The following is a 15,732-nucleotide window of genomic DNA, read 5'->3' on the forward strand; positions in this document are numbered from 1 at the left end:
GCAAATGGCAGATTATTACCCCCTGATTGCCCGAGCCGTCGAAGGCTTGTCGGACCGGACGCCCGAGATGCGGCGCGCCGTCTACGAGCGCGCCCGTTCGGCACTCGTCGCCCAGCTGCGCTCGCTCGACCCGCCTCTGTCCGAGGCGGACATCGAGAAGGAAAGCCGCTCCCTGGACGAGGCGATCCGCCGGGTGGAGGCGGATTTCACGATCAAGGACTTCGATTTCGATCCGGCCGCCCTTTCCGCGCCGCCCCCGCGTCGCGCCGAGCCAGCGGTGGTGCCCCTGTCAGCGCCCGCGGCCTCCGCCCCGGAGGACGCTGCGGAGGATCTGGAGCCGTCCGCTCCTGAGGCGGCCGCCGCCCGTCCGCGGATCGAGACGCGGCCCCATCCCGGCATCCAGGACGGCAAGCGCACGCGCACGATCATCCTCGGCGCCGTTCTCGCCCTCGTGATCGCCGCGATCGCGGGCGTCGCGTTCCTGTGGCGGGACAGGCCCGAGGACCTGACGCCTCAGACGCCCGTCGCGGAGGCGCCCCAGGTCCCGGCCGAGGCTCCCAAGAACAGCGACCGCGTCGGTGCCCCCGCCACGCCGGCCCCTGCGCCGTCCCAGCCCCGGCAGGAGATCGGCGTCGCCCAGCGCGCCGTCCTCTACGAGGAGGATCCGGCCAACCCTCAGACGCCGAAGGCGCAGACGGGCCGGGTCGTCTGGCGGCTGGAGGACGTCAACCCCGGCCAGGGCCAGCCGCTCCAGCGGGCCGTGACGGCCAATGTGGAGATTCCCGAGGCCGGGCTGACGATGAAGATGGTGCTGCGCCGCAATCTCGACGCGACGCTCCCCGCCTCGCACACGGTGGAGATCTCCTTCACCACCCGTGCCGGCGACAGCGGGCGCGTGATCCGCGACGTGGGCCTGCTCCAGTTCAAGGACGAGGAGGCGGCGCGCGGCACGCCGGTGGCGGGCCTGCCGGTCCCCGTGCGGGAGAACCTGTTCCTGATCGGCCTGTCGAACCTCTCCACCGACGTGGAGCGCAACACGGAGCTCTTCGTGCGGCGCAACTGGATCGACCTGCCGGTCCGCATGGCGTCGGGCCAGCGGGCCATCATCAGCTTCGAGAAGGGCGCCTCCGGGGCGCAGGTCATCAACAGCGCCTTCAGCCAGTGGCAATGAAAAAGCCGCGGTTCCGCGCCGCGGCCTTCTCAAGCCTTCGAGGGGAGGGGCGTCAGCGCGCCTCCTCCGGAGCCTCGATCCTGGCGAGGTTCTTCTTGACCGCCTCCTGAACCTTCTCGAAGGCGCGCACCTCGATCTGGCGCACGCGCTCGCGGGAGACGCCGAACTCGGCGGACAACTCCTCGAGGGTGATCGGCTCGTCCGACAGGCGCCGGGCCTCGAAGATCCGGCGCTCGCGCGGGTTCAGGACCGAAAGCGCGCTGCGCAGGGCGGCCAGGCGGTTCTGGCCCTCCTCCTCCTGCACGAGCATCTGCTCCTGGCTCTCCGTGTTGTCCACGAGCCAGTCCTGCCATTCGCCTTCGCCCTCCTCGCGCAGGGGCGCGTTGAGCGAGGCGTCGCCGCTGAGGCGGCGGTTCATGTCCACCACGTCCTGCTCGTTCACGCCGAGCTGGGTCGCGATCTGCTTCACCTGGTCGGGATGCAGGTCGCCCTCGTCCAGGGCCGAGATGCGGCCCTTGGCCTTGCGGAGGTTGAAGAACAGCTTCTTCTGGTTCGCGGTGGTCCCCATCTTCACCAGGGACCAGGAACGCAGGATGTATTCTTGAATCGCCGCCTTGATCCACCACATGGCATATGTGGCGAGGCGGAAGCCCTTGTCGGGCTCGAAGCGCTTGACGGCCTGCATCAGGCCGACATTGCCTTCGGATACGACCTCGCTGATCGGCAGGCCGTAGCCGCGATATCCCATGGCGATCTTCGCCACGAGGCGCAGGTGGGATGTCACGAGCTTGTGAGCGGCTTCGCGATCGCCATGCTCGCGCCAGCGCTTGGCGAGCATGTACTCCTCATGCGGCTCGAGCATGGGGAACCGACGGATTTCGTCGAGATAGCGCGAAAGGCCCCCTTCGTTGGCAAGCACCGGAAGCGCCGTAGCCATATCGATCTCCTTGTGTGGCTCCCTCTTGAAACGAGGCAAACCTGGGGCGGCCCCCATGAGCAGCCGGCCGCCCGTTTCCTATATAGACGGTTCAACCTTGTCAGAACAGAGGCATATGGGTTTCAGGAGGTGACAACGCGCGGCCTCCGCAAGGGTGCCGGCTTGGCCGGTTTTTGCGACGGATTGACGCTCGGAAGGCCGCGCCGGAAGCATTGGCCGCAGGCGGTCTCCTAACCGCCGCGCAGCGCCTCCAGAAGCGCTTTCATGTCGGCGGGAAGCGCGCTCTCGAAGCGCAGGAAATCCCCCGTCGCCGGGTGCTCGAACCCGAGCACGGCCGCATGCAGCGCCTGCCGGCCGAGAGCCTCCAGCGCGGCCTTCTGCGGTCCGGACAGGCGGTTCGCCTTGGTCTTGAAGCCCGACCCGTAGAGCGCGTCGCCGAGGAGCGGATGGCCGAGATGGGCCATGTGCACCCGGATCTGATGCGTGCGTCCCGTCTCGAGCGCGCAGCGCACCAGGCTCGCCACCGGAACATCCGCAGGCAGTGCCTCCAGCAGCTCGTAATGGGTCACGGCGTGGCGGCCCCGCCCGTCCGGAACGACGGCGATCTTCTCGCGATTGTGAACGCTGCGGGCGAGGGAGGCCGCCACGGTCCCGTGCTGGCGGGCCGGAACGCCCCAGACCAGGGCGAGATAGGCCCGCTCCAGCGGACCGGAGCGGCCGTGGTCGGCGAACTGCGCCGCGAGGCCCTGGTGGGCTCGGTCGTTCTTGGCGACCACCAGCAGGCCGGAGGTGTCCTTGTCGAGGCGATGTACGATGCCCGGCCGCTTGACGCCGCCGATCCCGGACAGGCTCTCCCCGCAATGGGCGATGAGCGCATTGACGAGGGTGCCCGATTCGTGCCCCGCCGCCGGATGGACCACGAGCCCCGCCGGCTTGTCGATGACGATGAGGTCGTCGTCCTCGTAGACCACGGCGAGGGCCATCGCCTCGCCCTGCGGCTCCGCCGGGGCGGGCGGCGGCACGGCGAGGCCGATTCGCGTGCCGCCGGCGACCTTGCGGCTCGGATCGCGCGCGGGCGCCCCGTCGACATCCACCCGGCCCTCGCGGATCAGGGCCTGCAGGCGGCTGCGGGACAGATCGCCGGCGAGCTGCGCCAGCACCCTGTCGAGCCGCTCCGCCGGCGCCCCGTCCTCAAGAACCCATTCCTTCCGAATTTCGCCGCTCACCGCATCCTCGCCGACACCGCTCCTTCGCTTTTTTGCACGAAGGGGCTTGAAGGGTTTCCCGGAGCTGGTTATACGAGCGGCCTTCGCCTTGCTAGCTCCCTTCGTCTAGCGGTCTAGGACGTCGCCCTCTCACGGCGAAAACAGGGGTTCGAGTCCCCTAGGGAGCGCCAACAAGCTAAATCAAGCACTTAGCTTGTGGTTTAGCTTCATTAGCTACAGCTTTTAGCTACAGCAGATCGGACTCCCTTGGTCCCTGAATTTGCTGCGGTGGTTCAAAGAAGCCCAAATCAGATCTTAGTTCTCGAAGTTACCGGCGCATGTCCCGTGTGGCGGCTGACGCTGCGCGTTCGGCTGCGGATTTAAGATATCTAAAACAGAATTTCGATATCGGAAATCTGCATATTGTAGATCGTTTCAAGTACAAAAATTGTAATTTTGACATCGAAAGCATGACTTCGGTATAAATCTATATACGTTGAGTTATGGATTTAGTAATGAAGCATGTAGATGTTAGAAAAATTGTTTTAAGAGCTTATGATGATGCTACGGAAGAGCTTTGGAATTGGCCTCATAGTCCGCTGCCGGATTACAGAAAGCTTGTAGCTGAAAGAAGTAAATTTGAATCATGCGGGCGGTCCCTAATCGTTCCTAAGACTGCACTCGAAGTGACCCACTGGTGCCGTCGCCCTCTCTGCCCTGCATGTGGCACGTATCGAGGGCGTAAGATGGCTCGGGATCTCCTCAATAAGTACCCAACCTCCGAGCACGACGACTTCCGGATGGCGACGCTGATGTTCGGGCTCACGCCGGAATTGGGTGATGTGTTCCAAAAGTTCCGAAGCGGGCGGACTGCGCTCCATAAAGCCGTCGATTACCGGCGTAATCGCTCGGGTGTTGATCGCGCAGGATGGCAGACGTTCGGTCTCGCTGGGGCGCTTGAGGTCGATATGTTCCCTGCAAACAGGTTCAGCGATCTAGGGGTCGAGAAGCAGGATCAGTATCGTAATCTGGGGTTCAAACCCGCGACAGCAGGGGAGGGGCCAGTCTGGATCGTCACGGCTCACGCATTGGTCCATGTAGGGAGTCTCGGCCACGACGCTGTGATGGAGGCGCTGCATTCAGTTGCCCCAATCGTTCACCTGAAAGAACTAGACGAGCAGCAGACCCTCCTCGAAGCAGCCGAACGGGTCGTCGGGTATGCCTGCAAGGTGTCATTTGAGACTACGTTCGCATTTGGCCGTAAATCGTCATGGCCCACGGAGGCTGTGAAAACGTATCTTCTGGGAACAATGCGGAGCAGTCATGGATATCAGGGCTTCAGGTTTGTCGTAAACCCCAAGTCAAGTAAGAAGAAGTCCAGCATGATTTCAGACTCTCATATAGAGCCTATGGTAACGATGGTCGGACTATAAGGAAGTGGATTAGGTAAATACTTATATAAGTAATAGTATAGAGTGTGATTCAATGAATAGCCCTGATTTTACATTTAGGAATGTTGCGGACAGGGCGATTGGATGCTTTGGTCCGGATAGTTGGGCGGATCACCAGCGCCTACATGAAACCATGCGCTGGTGCCATCAGCATTGCAAAGGCAAGTGGCGGCGGTCAATCTATATGGCAGATGGCAGGATCATCTTCGAGTTCGCCGAACGGGCTGATGCTGACGCTCTACGGAGTGTCACTGCCCAAGATCCAGGTATGATCCCCTGCCAGTAGTTAAAGCTCGGAGCGAAGATCCTGGATGCGTTTCTGGGATCGGCTTTGTTCGTCCCTTATGCGAGCTTGCGTTCTCTGCCGCTTTTCCTGTTTGCGGCGAGACTGGGCTGGCGTCATAGGCTTTTCAGGGGCGATTGTCCCGGCCATTGGTTTCCGAGGCTGGGATGGGGTCGTTTCGACAATCTCGCGGTATCTCATGCACTTATTTAGATTTGGCGCTGCCTTCGGCCTTGCTGGCAAGCCAGATTTTTCGTCTGCCCGAAGCAGCGGAAGGGGTGATTTCAAATCGCCGGGCGACCTCGGAAACTGTTGCTCCTGAAGCGAAGGCTGCGTTGACAGCCCTGATGCCTGCGTCATTGAGACGGCCATCTGGGCGCTTAATCTTTCCCTGATTGTCCAATTCCTCCTGCGTCTCTGGCATAAGTTCTTCCCAAAGCGCGGCTGCCTCTTGGGCGATCTCACGCGACGTTTCAGCAAGCTTCTCTGCCTTCCGCTCCAGTGCCATCAATCTCATCATGACAGATTTGATCCGGTCCCGATCCAGCATCGTTGTCTCCTTTTAAACAATCTGAAATACGATACAGATTTCTGAAGTCTTGACAAGATGGCGAAATCTATTAGGCTTTCTCAAGATTGCTTTATGAAAACGAAGGCGAAACCGTTGAAGGGCAAGACTCAGCGCACTGGAGAAACCTCGAAGGCAGTTGCGTACATACGCACGTCATCGGCTGCCAATGTAGGCGCAGATCGGGACAGCGACCGCCGTCAACGCGAGGCAATCCACGAATACGCTCGTCGCACTGGGGTTGAGATCGTAGGCGAGCACTACGACGCAGCCGTGAGCGGGGCTGATCCTATTGAAACCCGCCCAGGTTTCTCGACGCTCCTGGACGAGATCGAGAGCAGCGGAGTCCGAACAGTGATCGTTGAGGACGCGAGCCGGTTTGCGAGGGATCTGATCACCCAGGAACTTGGCATCCTTGCTCTCATTGGTCGCGGCGTGACGGTACTTACCGCTACCGGAGATGATCTCACGAACACGTCAGACCCGTTCAAGGTTGCGATGCGACAAATTGCAGGATCTTTTTCCCAACTCGAAAAATCCCGGCTGGTCAGCAAGCTCGCGGCTGCAAGAAGCCGCCAACGTGCTCTCCGTGGTAAATGCGAGGGCCGGAAGTCCCATGCTGAGATGAATCCGGCGCTGGTAGCTGAAGCAAAACGGTTGAGACGACGGTCGCCCCGTACAGGCAAGCAGAGATCCCTTCAGGAGATCGGGCAAAAGCTTGCTGAACTCGGCTTCACCAATGCGAACGGACGCCCCTACGCGGCAGCCAGCGTCAGGTCTATGGTTCAACCCTGAAGGCCCGCACCTTAGCCTCCCTATCCCGTATTGCTAAGTCTCACGAACTGTGGATAGGGAACACATCAACGCAGCTTTGATCGCTCTCTAGCGTTACGCTTTGAGAGCCGAGAAATCTCTAGGAACAGCTATGGACCTGACCTCAGTTGAGATGTGCGCAGGAGCCGGTGGGCAAGCTCTCGGCCTTGAACAGGCCGGGTTCGGTCATGATGCTCTCGTCGAGATCGACTCCCACTGCTGCGCGACGCTCCGTCTCAACCGTCCAGACTGGCAAGTGCATGAAGGGGATTTGAATACCTTTAGCGGAAAACCGCATAAAGGGGTGGATCTGCTCGCTGGCGGATTGCCGTGTCCTCCCTTTTCGAAGGCTGGGAAGCAGCTTGGTGCGAACGATGAGCGTAACCTGTTCCCAGCCGCACTTCGGCTCGTTGATGAGATCCGCCCTCGTGCGGTGATGATCGAGAATGTCCGGGGCTTCCTTGATCCCGTCTTTGAGGACTACCGGGCGCATCTGAAGCGGCAACTTGCTAAACTGGGGTATGAAGCAGATTGGCAGTTGTTACATGCCTCTCATTTTGGAGTGCCCCAGCTTCGGCCTCGTGTGATCATCGTCGCGATCCGCAAAGAGATCTCAGATGGTTTCGAGTGGCCCTCTGTTCCTGTCCAGACCCCGCTCACGGTTGGTGAGACCCTGTATGACCTCATGGCATCTCGGGGATGGCCAGGAGCCAAGGCATGGCGGAAGCAGGCGAATGCCATTGCTCCTACCATTGTTGGAGGATCGAAAAAGCATGGTGGGCCAGATCTTGGGCCGACACGCGCGAAGAAGGCTTGGGCTGAGCTAGGAGTGGACGGGCTTGGGATTGCAGACGAAGCGCCTGGCCCAGACTTCAAGGGGATGCCCAAGCTCACGGTGCGAATGGTTGCTCGCCTCCAAGGCTTCCCCGATGATTGGGAGTTTGCCGGGCGTAAAACCGCATCCTATCGGCAAGTTGGCAATGCTTTCCCACCACCCGTTGCCCGGGCGGTGGCTGAAAAGCTTTATGCCGCCCTCACAATGCGGCGCGTCTATGCGGCGGTTGGATGAGGTTCAATCGTCGCCATTCTCATCAACGCCCTTGCGTTTCCCTTCTCGTATCAGGCGTTCGTGTTCCTTGATCAAAAACTTATGGTTGGATGGGAGATCCTTCCACTCGTCCAGAATGTACGCCGCTTCCCACCGGCCAGCCTCGTTCTTCTTCCGAGTTGCCCTGATCTTCATCCCGATAGCTGGATACCGCAGTTCTCGAAGCCGCTTCTGCCAGTCTTCCTGCCAGTCGTCGGCGTTGGCTACGAACTCAAGTAGCCAAGCTGGGGTGGGGGTGCCTGCATGAAGTTTGAGTGTTTCGGCGATGCGCTCGTAAACACTCTCCTTTGCCATGATCACCTTCATCTGCTCATCGTTGAAGGAGGCGAAGAAGTCTCGTTTGCCACCATTGCAAGGCTGGCAGAGTGCCCAGAGATTATCAATAGTGGTTGTGCCACCCCAGTTACGGGGGATCTTATGATCTACCTGAAGCTTGATGCCGTCTTCGGCTACGGTTCGCCCGCACATCTGGCACCGGCCATGCGCCTTGTGCAGAACGACGGCTCTGACTTTAGCGCTTATCGCGCCGCTATCGGCGGCTGCGTCAGACCGCTCCCCTTTGTAGATGTAAACTGAAGTCTTCCCGCGCTTTATGAGCGGAATATCGTGGTAGTATCTCAGATCCCGGACCCGTTTATCGAGATGCTGCTGGACTCCAATATCAGGGATACCGTCCCTAATTTCGTAGATCGTGAGCCCGTCAGGGTTCGCCTTCAGCAGATCCAGTATCTGATGATGGATCGTCCCCAGGTTCGGCTTTCGTACAGACATTTGGTCCACCTGATTCGTGAGTACGAGCCAGGGTGGGAGCCGACTGTAAACGGAGGGTTAAGGTTAACAGATGGCGGATACGCAAAGCGCTGAGCGCCGCTCGGAGAACATGCGCCGGATCAAGAGTAAGGACACGAAACCGGAGCTTCTGGTCCGCAGGATGGTTCATGCGATGGGCTACCGGTACCGCCTTCATCGGAAGGATCTCGCCGGAAAACCTGATCTGGTCTTCGGTCCGCGCCGCAAAATCATTTTTGTGCATGGTTGCTTCTGGCACGGTCACAATGACCCTGCTTGTCCTGACCGACGTGAGGTCAAAAGCAACCAGACATACTGGAACCCCAAGATCGCCAGGAACCAGGAGCGAGATCTGGCTCATCAAGCAGCCCTCGAAGCTGCGGGCTGGAAGGTTCTCACGGTCTGGGAGTGCGAAACGCGAGACCGTGAGGCTCTCGCAGCGCGTATCAAAGGGTTTTTGGAGGGCTAATTGCTTCCTCAGAAGCCAATTTTCTCAATCCAGGGCTTGAGTTTGAGCATAGGAAACCCTTTGCCATAGCCATCTGCGACCGTCTTATCCTCATGGCCGAGAATAGCCCAACGGATATCTTCCGGATATCCTTCTGCCCTCAAGCGATCCTGTGCCCGATGGCGCAAAGAGTGAAGCACCTTGCGCTGATCGGCGATCCCAAACCGGCGCATGGCGCGTATCAATTCACGGCCAACATTTTTGGGGCTTCCAGCAAATAGCGGGCCTTCAATCTTGGCCGGAAGGTAGGGGATAACAGCCGCCGGTAACGGGATGCGCCGGTCGCTCTGCGGTGTCTTCGTTCCAATCCGGATGCAGCGAACGCCTTTCTCTATAAACTCACAGTCAATGTCCCATGCCTCACCCCGGCGCATCCCGGTTGTTGCGCATAACATCCACAGTAATCGTTCTTCAGGGTCCAGATTCTCCAGATTGTCGCGCATGATCTTCATGTCGTCATCGTCGAGAGGGGGCCGGTCTTGGGCATCATCTTTGGCTGCGACAACGCCGCTGAAAGGATTGAATTTCAGCTTGTTCTCGTCGATAGCGAGATTTACCGCTGCCCGAAGGTGCCCGATCTTCTTCTGAACGGTCGCTGACTTGTTGCCGCTGTCGAAGAAGTGCTTTGCCAGGGACCGCCCATCCTCACGAGTAGCATTCGCAAATGACTTGCCGTTCGTGAGCTTCTTGAATGTGTCAAAGACAGTGCGGGCCTCCCTTTCTATCGCTGGCCGGATGTTCTCGTGCTCCAACCACGTTTCTAGGATTGCCACATCGGGATCGTTCTTCTTCCGAGGGCGAAGGGCAGAGAGTTCCCGTTGGTCCTGAGCGCTGGATGGGACGGATAGCTCGTATGCTGGCCCATTAGGCTCCATCCGGAGGATATTGCCAGCCTCATCCATGAAGATCAGTTGATCAGGGGTGGCGATCACGCGCTCGCCGCTCTCGGTGCGATGCTCGCGGCCCGGCTCGTATTGCTGGGCTCTCTTTTCAACCCTTAGAGTGCCATCGTCGGCCCCTTTTGCCAGGAGGAGCATGCCCTTGTGGGCATAGATGTACGGGATAGCTTCGAGTTCGGCTTGTGCCCGGTCCGGAGTTTCGAGAGAAATCTGGACAACCTTTCCCAGCTTTTCGGCGAGACGACCAGAATACTGGAATCTAATCCACCAGTTTTGAGATCCCGGTCTCTTGTAGAGATAGCTGCCCCTTCGTCCGCCCGCCATCTGCCACTCCATAGATACAGCGATTAGCGGCAGCAGTTTATATACATGTTTAGATACAGTCGATATATAAATGAAAACAAAGACATAGTGATGAAGTTTATGGTGTGGAAATCCCTCCCCTAGGGAGCGCCAAGGTCTCGCACGACCTCGACGGACAGCCTCGCCTCGCGCGGGGCTTTTTCGTTTCCGGTGCCGTAACCCGCCGGCGCGACGGGCCCCGGGTGTCCTGCCCGGCTTCACGGTGCGGGGCGCGTGTTCCTTGGAACCTCCACGATCCCCGCCGGTTCATCCGAGCGTCCATTCCAGACGCCCCGGAAACGGTCCGGCGTCGCCTTCATGGAGATTCTCATGCGGAAGGTCCTGATACTCGCAGCCGGTTTCGCTCTGCTCGGCACGTCGGCCATGAGCCAGCCCATGTCCCGCGACCGCGACGACGATCCGCGCGGGCGCTGGTACGACGGCTCGAGCCGGTGGGACAGGGATCGGGACAGGGGCGACATGCGCGGCTGGACGATGCATGACGACGACGATCGCGAGCACCGCCGCCCGGGCGGGAGCCGGTTCTTCGTCCGCAGCGGCGATGCGCAGCTGCGCGTCGTGTGCGGCGACCGCGAGTCGATGCAGGCCTGCGTCGACTCGGCCCTGCGCCTCTTCGATCGCGTGCAGGCGCAGTCCCGCGCGACCGGGGCTCCCGCATCGGCGGGCCCTTCGGCGCCGTCGTCCCAGTGACGCGGCGCGTGTCGCGCTGCTTATGCCTCCACGGGCGGAGCGAGGCCGAGGTCGTTGAGCTTGGTCAGAACGTCGGTCAGGGAGCGCTTGAGCTTGAGGCTGATGACGGAGACCGGCATCCCTTCCTTCGCCAGGGACACCAGGGTGCAGGTGTCTTCGAGAGTCCAGCTGCGTCCGTGCGCGTTCATGACGTCTCCTCCGTTCGGTCCGGACGGAAAAGGTTGGGCCGAACTGTGGCGAGAGGATGAACGTCGAAAGGGAACCTAGACCCCGCCGAGCGCCTGGACGAGGTCGGCCAGGAGGTCCTCAGGATGCTCCAGGCCGACGGAGAGGCGCACGAGGCCGTCGGTGATTCCCATCTGCGCGCGCAGCTCGGGCGCGAAGCGCCCATGCGTCGTGGTCGCCGGATGCGTGACGAGGCTCTTGGCGTCGCCGAGATTGTTGGAGATGCGGATGAGCCTGAGCGCGTTCATGAAGCGGAAGGCACCGGCCTTGCCCTCCCTCACCTCGAGGGCGATCATGGTGGAGCCGCCGCTCATCTGCCGGGCGATCAGCGCGGCCTGGGGATGGTCGGGACGCCCCGGATAGGTGAGGCGCCGCACCTTGGGATGGTCGTGCAGGGCGTCGGCGAGAAAGCCCGCCGTCGCCGTCTGGCGCTCGACGCGCAGGGGCAGCGTCTCCAGCCCCTTGAGCAGCACCCAGGCATTGAAGGGCGAGATCGAAGGACCCGTCATCCGCAGGAACTGCTGCACCTTCGTCTCGATGAACGCCCGGGAAGCGAGAACGACGCCGCCGAGACATCGGCCCTGGCCGTCGATGTGCTTGGTCGCGGAATAGACGACGCAATCCGCGCCGAGGGCCAGGGGCTTCTGGAAGAGGGGTGTGGCGAACACGTTGTCGACGGTCAGCGTCGCTCCCGCCTCGCGGGCGATGGCGGCGACGCCGGCGATGTCGATGATCTCGAGGCTGGGATTGGAGGGGGTCTCGAGCAGGAACGCCGTGGTCGCGGGGCGGACGGCCCGCCGCCAGGCGTCGAGGTCGGGGCCGTCCACGAGGGTGCAGCCGACGCCGAAGCGGGGCAGGAGATCCTCCACGATCCAGCGGCAGGAGCCGAACAGCGCCCGGGCCGCCACCACGTGGTCTCCCGCCCGCACCTGGCCCATCATCGCCGCCGTGACGGCGGCCATGCCCGTGGCGGTGGCCTGCGCCATCTCGGCCCCCTCCAGGGCCGCGATGCGCTCCTCGAAGGCCGCGACGGTCGGGTTGGAATAGCGCGTGTAGCTGTAGCCCTGCTCCTCGTTGAGGAACCGGCGCTCGGCGCTCTCCGCGCTCTCGTAGACGAAGCCCTGGGTCAGGAAGAGCGCTTCCGAGGTCTCTCCGTAGGGCGTGCGGTTCTGGCCCTCGTGCACGAGGCGGGTTTCGGGACGGCAGGACGAAAGGTCGGGACAGGTCATCGGGCGCAAGGATCGTTCTCTAAAAAGAACAATCGTCCCCCGAGAAGAATTTGTCCAGTACCCTGTAACCTCGGCCGACGGCGCCTCGGATCAGGCTCCAAGGCCCAGGCGCTCGCCACGGTACACGCCGGATCTCACCCGCTCCCACCACGGGCGGTTGGCGAGGTACCATTCCACCGTCTTGCGCAGGCCGCTCTCGAAGGTCTCGGCGGGACGCCAGCCGAGCTCCCGCTCGATCCGGCCGGCGTCGATCGCGTAGCGCAGGTCGTGCCCCGGCCGGTCGCTCACGAAGGTGATGAGCTTCTCCCGCGGTCCGATGGACGGGTCCGGGGCCAGCTCGTCCACGAGGGCGCAGATCCCGCGCACCACGTCGATGTTCCGGCGCTCGTTGTGCCCGCCGATGGCGTAGGTGGAGCCCGGCGCGGCCCGCTCCGCCGCCAGGATGAGGGCGCGGGCGTGGTCGTCCACGAACAGCCAGTCGCGCACGTTCTCGCCCTTGCCGTAGACCGGCAGGGGCTTGCCCTCCAGGGCGTTGAGAATGACGAGGGGGATCAGCTTCTCGGGGAAGTGGTAGGGGCCGTAGTTGTTGGAGCAGTTGGTGACGAGGGTCGGCAGGCCGTAGGTGTGGTGCCAGGCGCGCACCAGGTGGTCGGACGCCGCCTTCGAGGCGGAATAGGGCGAGCGCGGGTCGTAGGCCGTCTCCTCGGTGAAGAAGCCTTCCTCGCCCAGCGAGCCGAACACCTCGTCCGTCGAGATGTGATGGAAGCGGAAGGCGGCCTGCCGCTCGCGGGGAAGCCCGCGCCAGTAGCCCAGCGCCGCCTGGAGCAGGGTGTAGGTGCCGACGATGTTGGTCTGGACGAAGTCCCCCGGCCCGTCGATGGAGCGGTCCACGTGGCTCTCCGCCGCCAGATGCATGATCACGTCGGGCGCGAACGTGGCGATGAGGGCGCGCATGCGCTCGGCATCGGCGATGTCGGCCTGAGCGAAGCGGTAGCGCGGGCTGTTGGCGACCGGGGTCAGGGAATCGAGGTTGCCGGCATAGGTCAGCTTGTCCACCACGAGCACCTCGTGGGGCGTTTCCCGCACCAGCATGCGGACGACTGCGGAGCCGATGAAGCCGGCTCCGCCTGTCACCAAGAAGCGCTTCATGATGTCCTTTCACCAAAGGGTGCGGTTGAGAAGGGCGCGTCCCCGCCGTGGGCGGGGCGCGCATTGCGGATGGGTCAGTCGTTGCCGATGGCGACGCCTTCGCGGCGGCTGTCCGCGCCGCCGTCGAGGCCCTTCGGCGTGACCAGGATCGCATGGATGCCGGAGTTCTGGTCGATCAGCTTGACCTCGTGGCCCTTCGCCTCCAGGCCGGCCTTCCAGGCCTCCGCCTCCGTTCCGGCCTCGAGCTCCGTCGGGCCGTTGCGGCTGCCGACATTGGGAAGGTCGGCCGCCGTCTGCGGGTCGAGCTTCCAGTCGAGGAGGCCGACCAGCGTCTTCGCCACGTAGTTGATGATGAGGCTGCCCCCGGGCGAGCCGACGACCGCATAGAGCCTGTTGTCCCTGTCGAACACGATGGTCGGCGCCATGGAGCTGCGGGGACGCTTGCCCGCCTCGACCCGGTTCGCGACGGGCTTGCCGTCCTCCACCGGCGTGAAGGAGAAGTCCGTCAGCTCGTTGTTGAGGAGGAAGCCGCTCCTGGTCATGAGGCGGGAGCCGAAACCGTCCTCGATGGTCGTCGTCATCGACACCGCGTTGCCGTCCCGGTCGACGATGGACATGTGGCTCGTGCCGAACTCGATGCCTTCTGACGGGGCGAAGAGGAACGTCTTCTGGAAGGGCGGCTCGCCCGGCTTGGCCTTGCCCATGGACTTGCCGGGATCGATCAGGGCGGCGCGGCTCCTGAGGTATCCGGGGTCGACGAGCCCCTTCACGGGCACGTTCACGAAGGCCGGGTCCGCCACGTAGAGGGCGCGGTCCGCGAAGGCGAGCCGGCCCGCCTCCGAGAGCCAGTGCACCGCCTCGGGGCCGGGCTTCAGGGCGGCCATGTCCCGCGTTTCGAGAATGCCCAGGATCTGCTGGACGGCGATGCCGCCGGAGCTGGGCGGGCCCATGCCGCACACCCGGTAGGCGCGGTAGGTCCCGCACACGGGCTCGCGCTCCACCACCCTGTAGGCCTTCAGGTCGTCGAGGGTGATGTCGCCGGGGTTGGTGGGGTGGCCGGTGACGGTCGCCACGATGTCCTCGGCGATCTCGCCAGTGTAGAAGGCGTCCGCGCCCTTCTCGGCAACGGCCCGCAGGGTCTTCGCGAAGGCCGGGTTCTTGAGGACCGTGCCCACCGCCTTCGGCTTGCCGTCGGCTTCGAAGAAATAGGCGCGGGCCACGGGGTCGTTGGCGAGGTACTTTTCCTGGGAGAGGAGGCCGTTGAGGCGCGGGGAGATGGCGAAGCCCTCTTCCGCCAGCCTGACGGCGGGTTCGATCACCTGCTTCCAGGGCAGCTTGCCCCAGCGGCGGTGCGCCTCCTCCAGGAGGCGCAGGGTTCCGGGAACGCCGACGGAGCGGCCGCCGACCACCGCGTCATAGAACTTCATCGGCTTGCCGTCGGGACCGAGAAAACGCTCGGGCTTGGCCGCCGCCGGCGCCGTCTCGCGCCCGTCGAGGGTGGTCAGGCTCTTTCCGTCCCAAAACACCATGAAGGCACCGCCGCCGATGCCCGAGCTCTGCGGCTCCACGAGATTGAGGACGAGCTGGACCGCCACCGCCGCATCGACCGCGCTGCCGCCGGCCGCCAGGATCTCCCGCCCGGCCTGGGCCGCGAGGGGGTTCGCGGCGGCGACCATGTCCTTGGTCGCTGCGGCCGTGCCCTTCGCGATCCGCCCGGTGGGCGCCTCGGGGGAGGGGGCGACCGGCTGCGCAAGAACCGGGGGTGCCAGGGGCGCTAGGGTCATGAGGCCCAGACCGGCGAGGCTGAGCCACCAGGATGCGCGAACTGTCATGGATCTACTCCCTCCGACATGTTTTCCGTCGGCTGCGGCCGAGGTAGGATGGAGCCTAACAAAAGAACGCCTGCCGCCGCCACTCCCCCTTCGGGCGGTGTCCGGGCGCCCCCGCCCGGGCGCAACAAAGACACATTCCCGCCCAGGTGTCCCAGCACAGTGCTGGCCCGTAAGTGTTGCGATTCGCGTCGAGCAACGATCGAGGAGGATCGGCATGAGTGCTTACAATCTTTTTCGGAATACCGGGTCCGAGGGTCTGTCCTGCGCCGTTCCGGAAGAGCGTTCCGTGCCCCGATTCGTGACGGCGCCGCAGTGGGAGTTCGCCGGCCGGGTCGACGGCCGCCGCCAGAAGCCCCTCGGCTTCGACGAGAAGGCGGCGGCGACCGGCGTGCGCTTCAACGGCTTCTATCTCTTCGCCAGCTTCCAGGAGAGGGCCCGGGGAGCGCACGGGACGCCCTGACGCATGGGAAACGATGGGCCGGTGGCAGGCGTCTGCCGGCCGCCTTTTGGAA

Annotated in this window: 16 protein-coding genes and 1 tRNA gene; 8 read left to right on the plus strand and 9 right to left on the minus strand. The window is 62.9% G+C overall.

All coding sequences use genetic code 11. From position 1 onward, the window contains the following. The first annotated feature begins 4 nt into the window (after positions 1–4). The gene (locus GDR74_RS04240) at positions 5–1,171 is read left to right on the plus strand and encodes a histidine kinase (protein WP_152585135.1); all 1,167 of its coding nucleotides are present in this window, start codon (positions 5–7) and stop codon (positions 1,169–1,171) included. 52 nt (positions 1,172–1,223) lie between these two features. On the opposite strand, the gene rpoH is transcribed toward GDR74_RS04240, so the two are convergent. Further along, on the minus strand, positions 1,224–2,108 hold the full coding sequence (rpoH, locus tag GDR74_RS04245; RefSeq protein ID WP_152585136.1) for an RNA polymerase sigma factor RpoH: 885 nt from the start codon (positions 2,106–2,108) through the stop codon (positions 1,224–1,226). A gap of 230 nt (positions 2,109–2,338) precedes the next feature. After that, complete coding sequence (locus GDR74_RS04250; protein WP_152585137.1) at positions 2,339–3,334, minus strand: RluA family pseudouridine synthase; 996 nt, start codon at positions 3,332–3,334, stop codon at positions 2,339–2,341. 94 nt (positions 3,335–3,428) lie between these two features. On the opposite strand from GDR74_RS04250, the gene GDR74_RS04255 reads away from it, so the two are divergent. Together GDR74_RS04255 and GDR74_RS04260 are read left to right on the plus strand one after the other, a co-directional pair. Further along, positions 3,429–3,504: transfer RNA gene (locus GDR74_RS04255), tRNA-Glu, on the plus strand. Positions 3,505–4,059: 555 nt separating this feature from the next. After that, positions 4,060–4,746, plus strand: coding sequence for a hypothetical protein (locus GDR74_RS04260; RefSeq protein WP_152585138.1), 687 nt, complete (start codon positions 4,060–4,062; stop codon positions 4,744–4,746). Positions 4,747–5,252: 506 nt separating this feature from the next. Here GDR74_RS04260 and GDR74_RS04265 read toward each other — a convergent pair. Continuing rightward, positions 5,253–5,597 carry a hypothetical protein gene (locus GDR74_RS04265; protein ID WP_152585139.1) on the minus strand — a complete coding sequence of 115 codons (345 nt, stop codon included), beginning with the start codon at positions 5,595–5,597 and terminating at the stop codon, positions 5,253–5,255. Between the two features lie 93 nt (positions 5,598–5,690). Here GDR74_RS04265 and GDR74_RS04270 point away from each other — a divergent pair, with 93 nt between their 5' ends. Both GDR74_RS04270 and GDR74_RS04275 read left to right on the plus strand, forming a co-directional pair. After that, positions 5,691–6,410, plus strand: a complete 720-nt coding sequence (locus GDR74_RS04270; RefSeq protein WP_152585140.1) for a recombinase family protein — start codon at positions 5,691–5,693, stop codon at positions 6,408–6,410. Between the two features lie 130 nt (positions 6,411–6,540). Next, the gene (locus GDR74_RS04275; protein ID WP_152585141.1) at positions 6,541–7,497 is read left to right on the plus strand and encodes a DNA cytosine methyltransferase; all 957 of its coding nucleotides are present in this window, start codon (positions 6,541–6,543) and stop codon (positions 7,495–7,497) included. 3 nt (positions 7,498–7,500) lie between these two features. On the opposite strand, the gene GDR74_RS04280 is transcribed toward GDR74_RS04275, so the two are convergent. Continuing rightward, positions 7,501–8,307, minus strand: coding sequence for an HNH endonuclease (locus tag GDR74_RS04280; RefSeq protein WP_152585142.1), 807 nt, complete (start codon positions 8,305–8,307; stop codon positions 7,501–7,503). 70 nt (positions 8,308–8,377) lie between these two features. Here GDR74_RS04280 and GDR74_RS04285 point away from each other — a divergent pair, with 70 nt between their 5' ends. Next, a complete protein-coding gene (locus tag GDR74_RS04285; protein ID WP_152585143.1) occupies positions 8,378–8,794 on the plus strand; it encodes a very short patch repair endonuclease in 417 nt (138 codons plus the stop codon). An 8-nt stretch (positions 8,795–8,802) separates the two neighbouring features. Here GDR74_RS04285 and GDR74_RS04290 read toward each other — a convergent pair whose 3' ends face one another. Continuing rightward, on the minus strand, positions 8,803–10,056 hold the full coding sequence (locus GDR74_RS04290; protein WP_194164622.1) for a site-specific integrase: 1,254 nt from the start codon (positions 10,054–10,056) through the stop codon (positions 8,803–8,805). A 348-nt stretch (positions 10,057–10,404) separates the two neighbouring features. On the opposite strand from GDR74_RS04290, the gene GDR74_RS04295 reads away from it, so the two are divergent. Continuing rightward, positions 10,405–10,785 (plus strand): hypothetical protein, encoded by a 381-nt coding sequence (locus GDR74_RS04295; RefSeq protein ID WP_152585145.1) that lies wholly within the window; start codon positions 10,405–10,407, stop codon positions 10,783–10,785. 20 nt (positions 10,786–10,805) lie between these two features. Here GDR74_RS04295 and GDR74_RS18095 read toward each other — a convergent pair whose 3' ends face one another. The 4 genes from GDR74_RS18095 to ggt form a co-directional block, all read right to left on the minus strand. Continuing rightward, on the minus strand, positions 10,806–10,973 hold the full coding sequence (locus GDR74_RS18095; RefSeq protein WP_194164623.1) for a hypothetical protein: 168 nt from the start codon (positions 10,971–10,973) through the stop codon (positions 10,806–10,808). A gap of 75 nt (positions 10,974–11,048) precedes the next feature. Then, on the minus strand, positions 11,049–12,239 hold the full coding sequence (gene metZ, locus GDR74_RS04300) for an O-succinylhomoserine sulfhydrylase (RefSeq protein ID WP_152585146.1): 1,191 nt from the start codon (positions 12,237–12,239) through the stop codon (positions 11,049–11,051). A gap of 90 nt (positions 12,240–12,329) precedes the next feature. Continuing rightward, complete coding sequence (gene rfbB, locus GDR74_RS04305) at positions 12,330–13,388, minus strand: dTDP-glucose 4,6-dehydratase (protein ID WP_152585147.1); 1,059 nt, start codon at positions 13,386–13,388, stop codon at positions 12,330–12,332. Positions 13,389–13,462: 74 nt separating this feature from the next. Next, the gene (ggt, locus tag GDR74_RS04310) at positions 13,463–15,220 is read right to left on the minus strand and encodes a gamma-glutamyltransferase (RefSeq protein WP_152585148.1); all 1,758 of its coding nucleotides are present in this window, start codon (positions 15,218–15,220) and stop codon (positions 13,463–13,465) included. Between the two features lie 286 nt (positions 15,221–15,506). On the opposite strand from ggt, the gene GDR74_RS04315 reads away from it, so the two are divergent. Continuing rightward, on the plus strand, positions 15,507–15,680 hold the full coding sequence (locus GDR74_RS04315; RefSeq protein ID WP_425486944.1) for a hypothetical protein: 174 nt from the start codon (positions 15,507–15,509) through the stop codon (positions 15,678–15,680). The last annotated feature ends 52 nt before the right edge of the window (positions 15,681–15,732 follow it).

Origin of the sequence: Microvirga thermotolerans, assembly GCF_009363855.1 — a bacterium.
GTDB lineage: Bacteria > Pseudomonadota > Alphaproteobacteria > Rhizobiales > Beijerinckiaceae > Microvirga > Microvirga thermotolerans.

What these genes read in the sequence shown, in the direction of transcription:
- GDR74_RS04275 (WP_152585141.1), top strand. Translation starts at nt 6,541, where the DNA reads ATGGACCTGACCTCAGTTGAGATGTGCGCAGGAGCCGGTGGGCAAGCT.
- GDR74_RS04270 (WP_152585140.1), top strand. Translation starts at nt 5,691, where the DNA reads ATGAAAACGAAGGCGAAACCGTTGAAGGGCAAGACTCAGCGCACTGGA.
- GDR74_RS18095 (WP_194164623.1), bottom strand. Translation starts at nt 10,973, where the DNA reads ATGAACGCGCACGGACGCAGCTGGACTCTCGAAGACACCTGCACCCTG.
- GDR74_RS04240 (WP_152585135.1), top strand. Translation starts at nt 5, where the DNA reads ATGGCAGATTATTACCCCCTGATTGCCCGAGCCGTCGAAGGCTTGTCG.
- ggt (WP_152585148.1), bottom strand. Translation starts at nt 15,220, where the DNA reads ATGACAGTTCGCGCATCCTGGTGGCTCAGCCTCGCCGGTCTGGGCCTC.
- GDR74_RS04265 (WP_152585139.1), bottom strand. Translation starts at nt 5,597, where the DNA reads ATGCTGGATCGGGACCGGATCAAATCTGTCATGATGAGATTGATGGCA.
- GDR74_RS04295 (WP_152585145.1), top strand. Translation starts at nt 10,405, where the DNA reads ATGCGGAAGGTCCTGATACTCGCAGCCGGTTTCGCTCTGCTCGGCACG.
- rfbB (WP_152585147.1), bottom strand. Translation starts at nt 13,388, where the DNA reads ATGAAGCGCTTCTTGGTGACAGGCGGAGCCGGCTTCATCGGCTCCGCA.
- GDR74_RS04290 (WP_194164622.1), bottom strand. Translation starts at nt 10,056, where the DNA reads ATGGCGGGCGGACGAAGGGGCAGCTATCTCTACAAGAGACCGGGATCT.
- rpoH (WP_152585136.1), bottom strand. Translation starts at nt 2,108, where the DNA reads ATGGCTACGGCGCTTCCGGTGCTTGCCAACGAAGGGGGCCTTTCGCGC.
- GDR74_RS04285 (WP_152585143.1), top strand. Translation starts at nt 8,378, where the DNA reads ATGGCGGATACGCAAAGCGCTGAGCGCCGCTCGGAGAACATGCGCCGG.
- metZ (WP_152585146.1), bottom strand. Translation starts at nt 12,239, where the DNA reads ATGACCTGTCCCGACCTTTCGTCCTGCCGTCCCGAAACCCGCCTCGTG.
- GDR74_RS04260 (WP_152585138.1), top strand. Translation starts at nt 4,060, where the DNA reads ATGGCTCGGGATCTCCTCAATAAGTACCCAACCTCCGAGCACGACGAC.
- GDR74_RS04280 (WP_152585142.1), bottom strand. Translation starts at nt 8,307, where the DNA reads ATGTCTGTACGAAAGCCGAACCTGGGGACGATCCATCATCAGATACTG.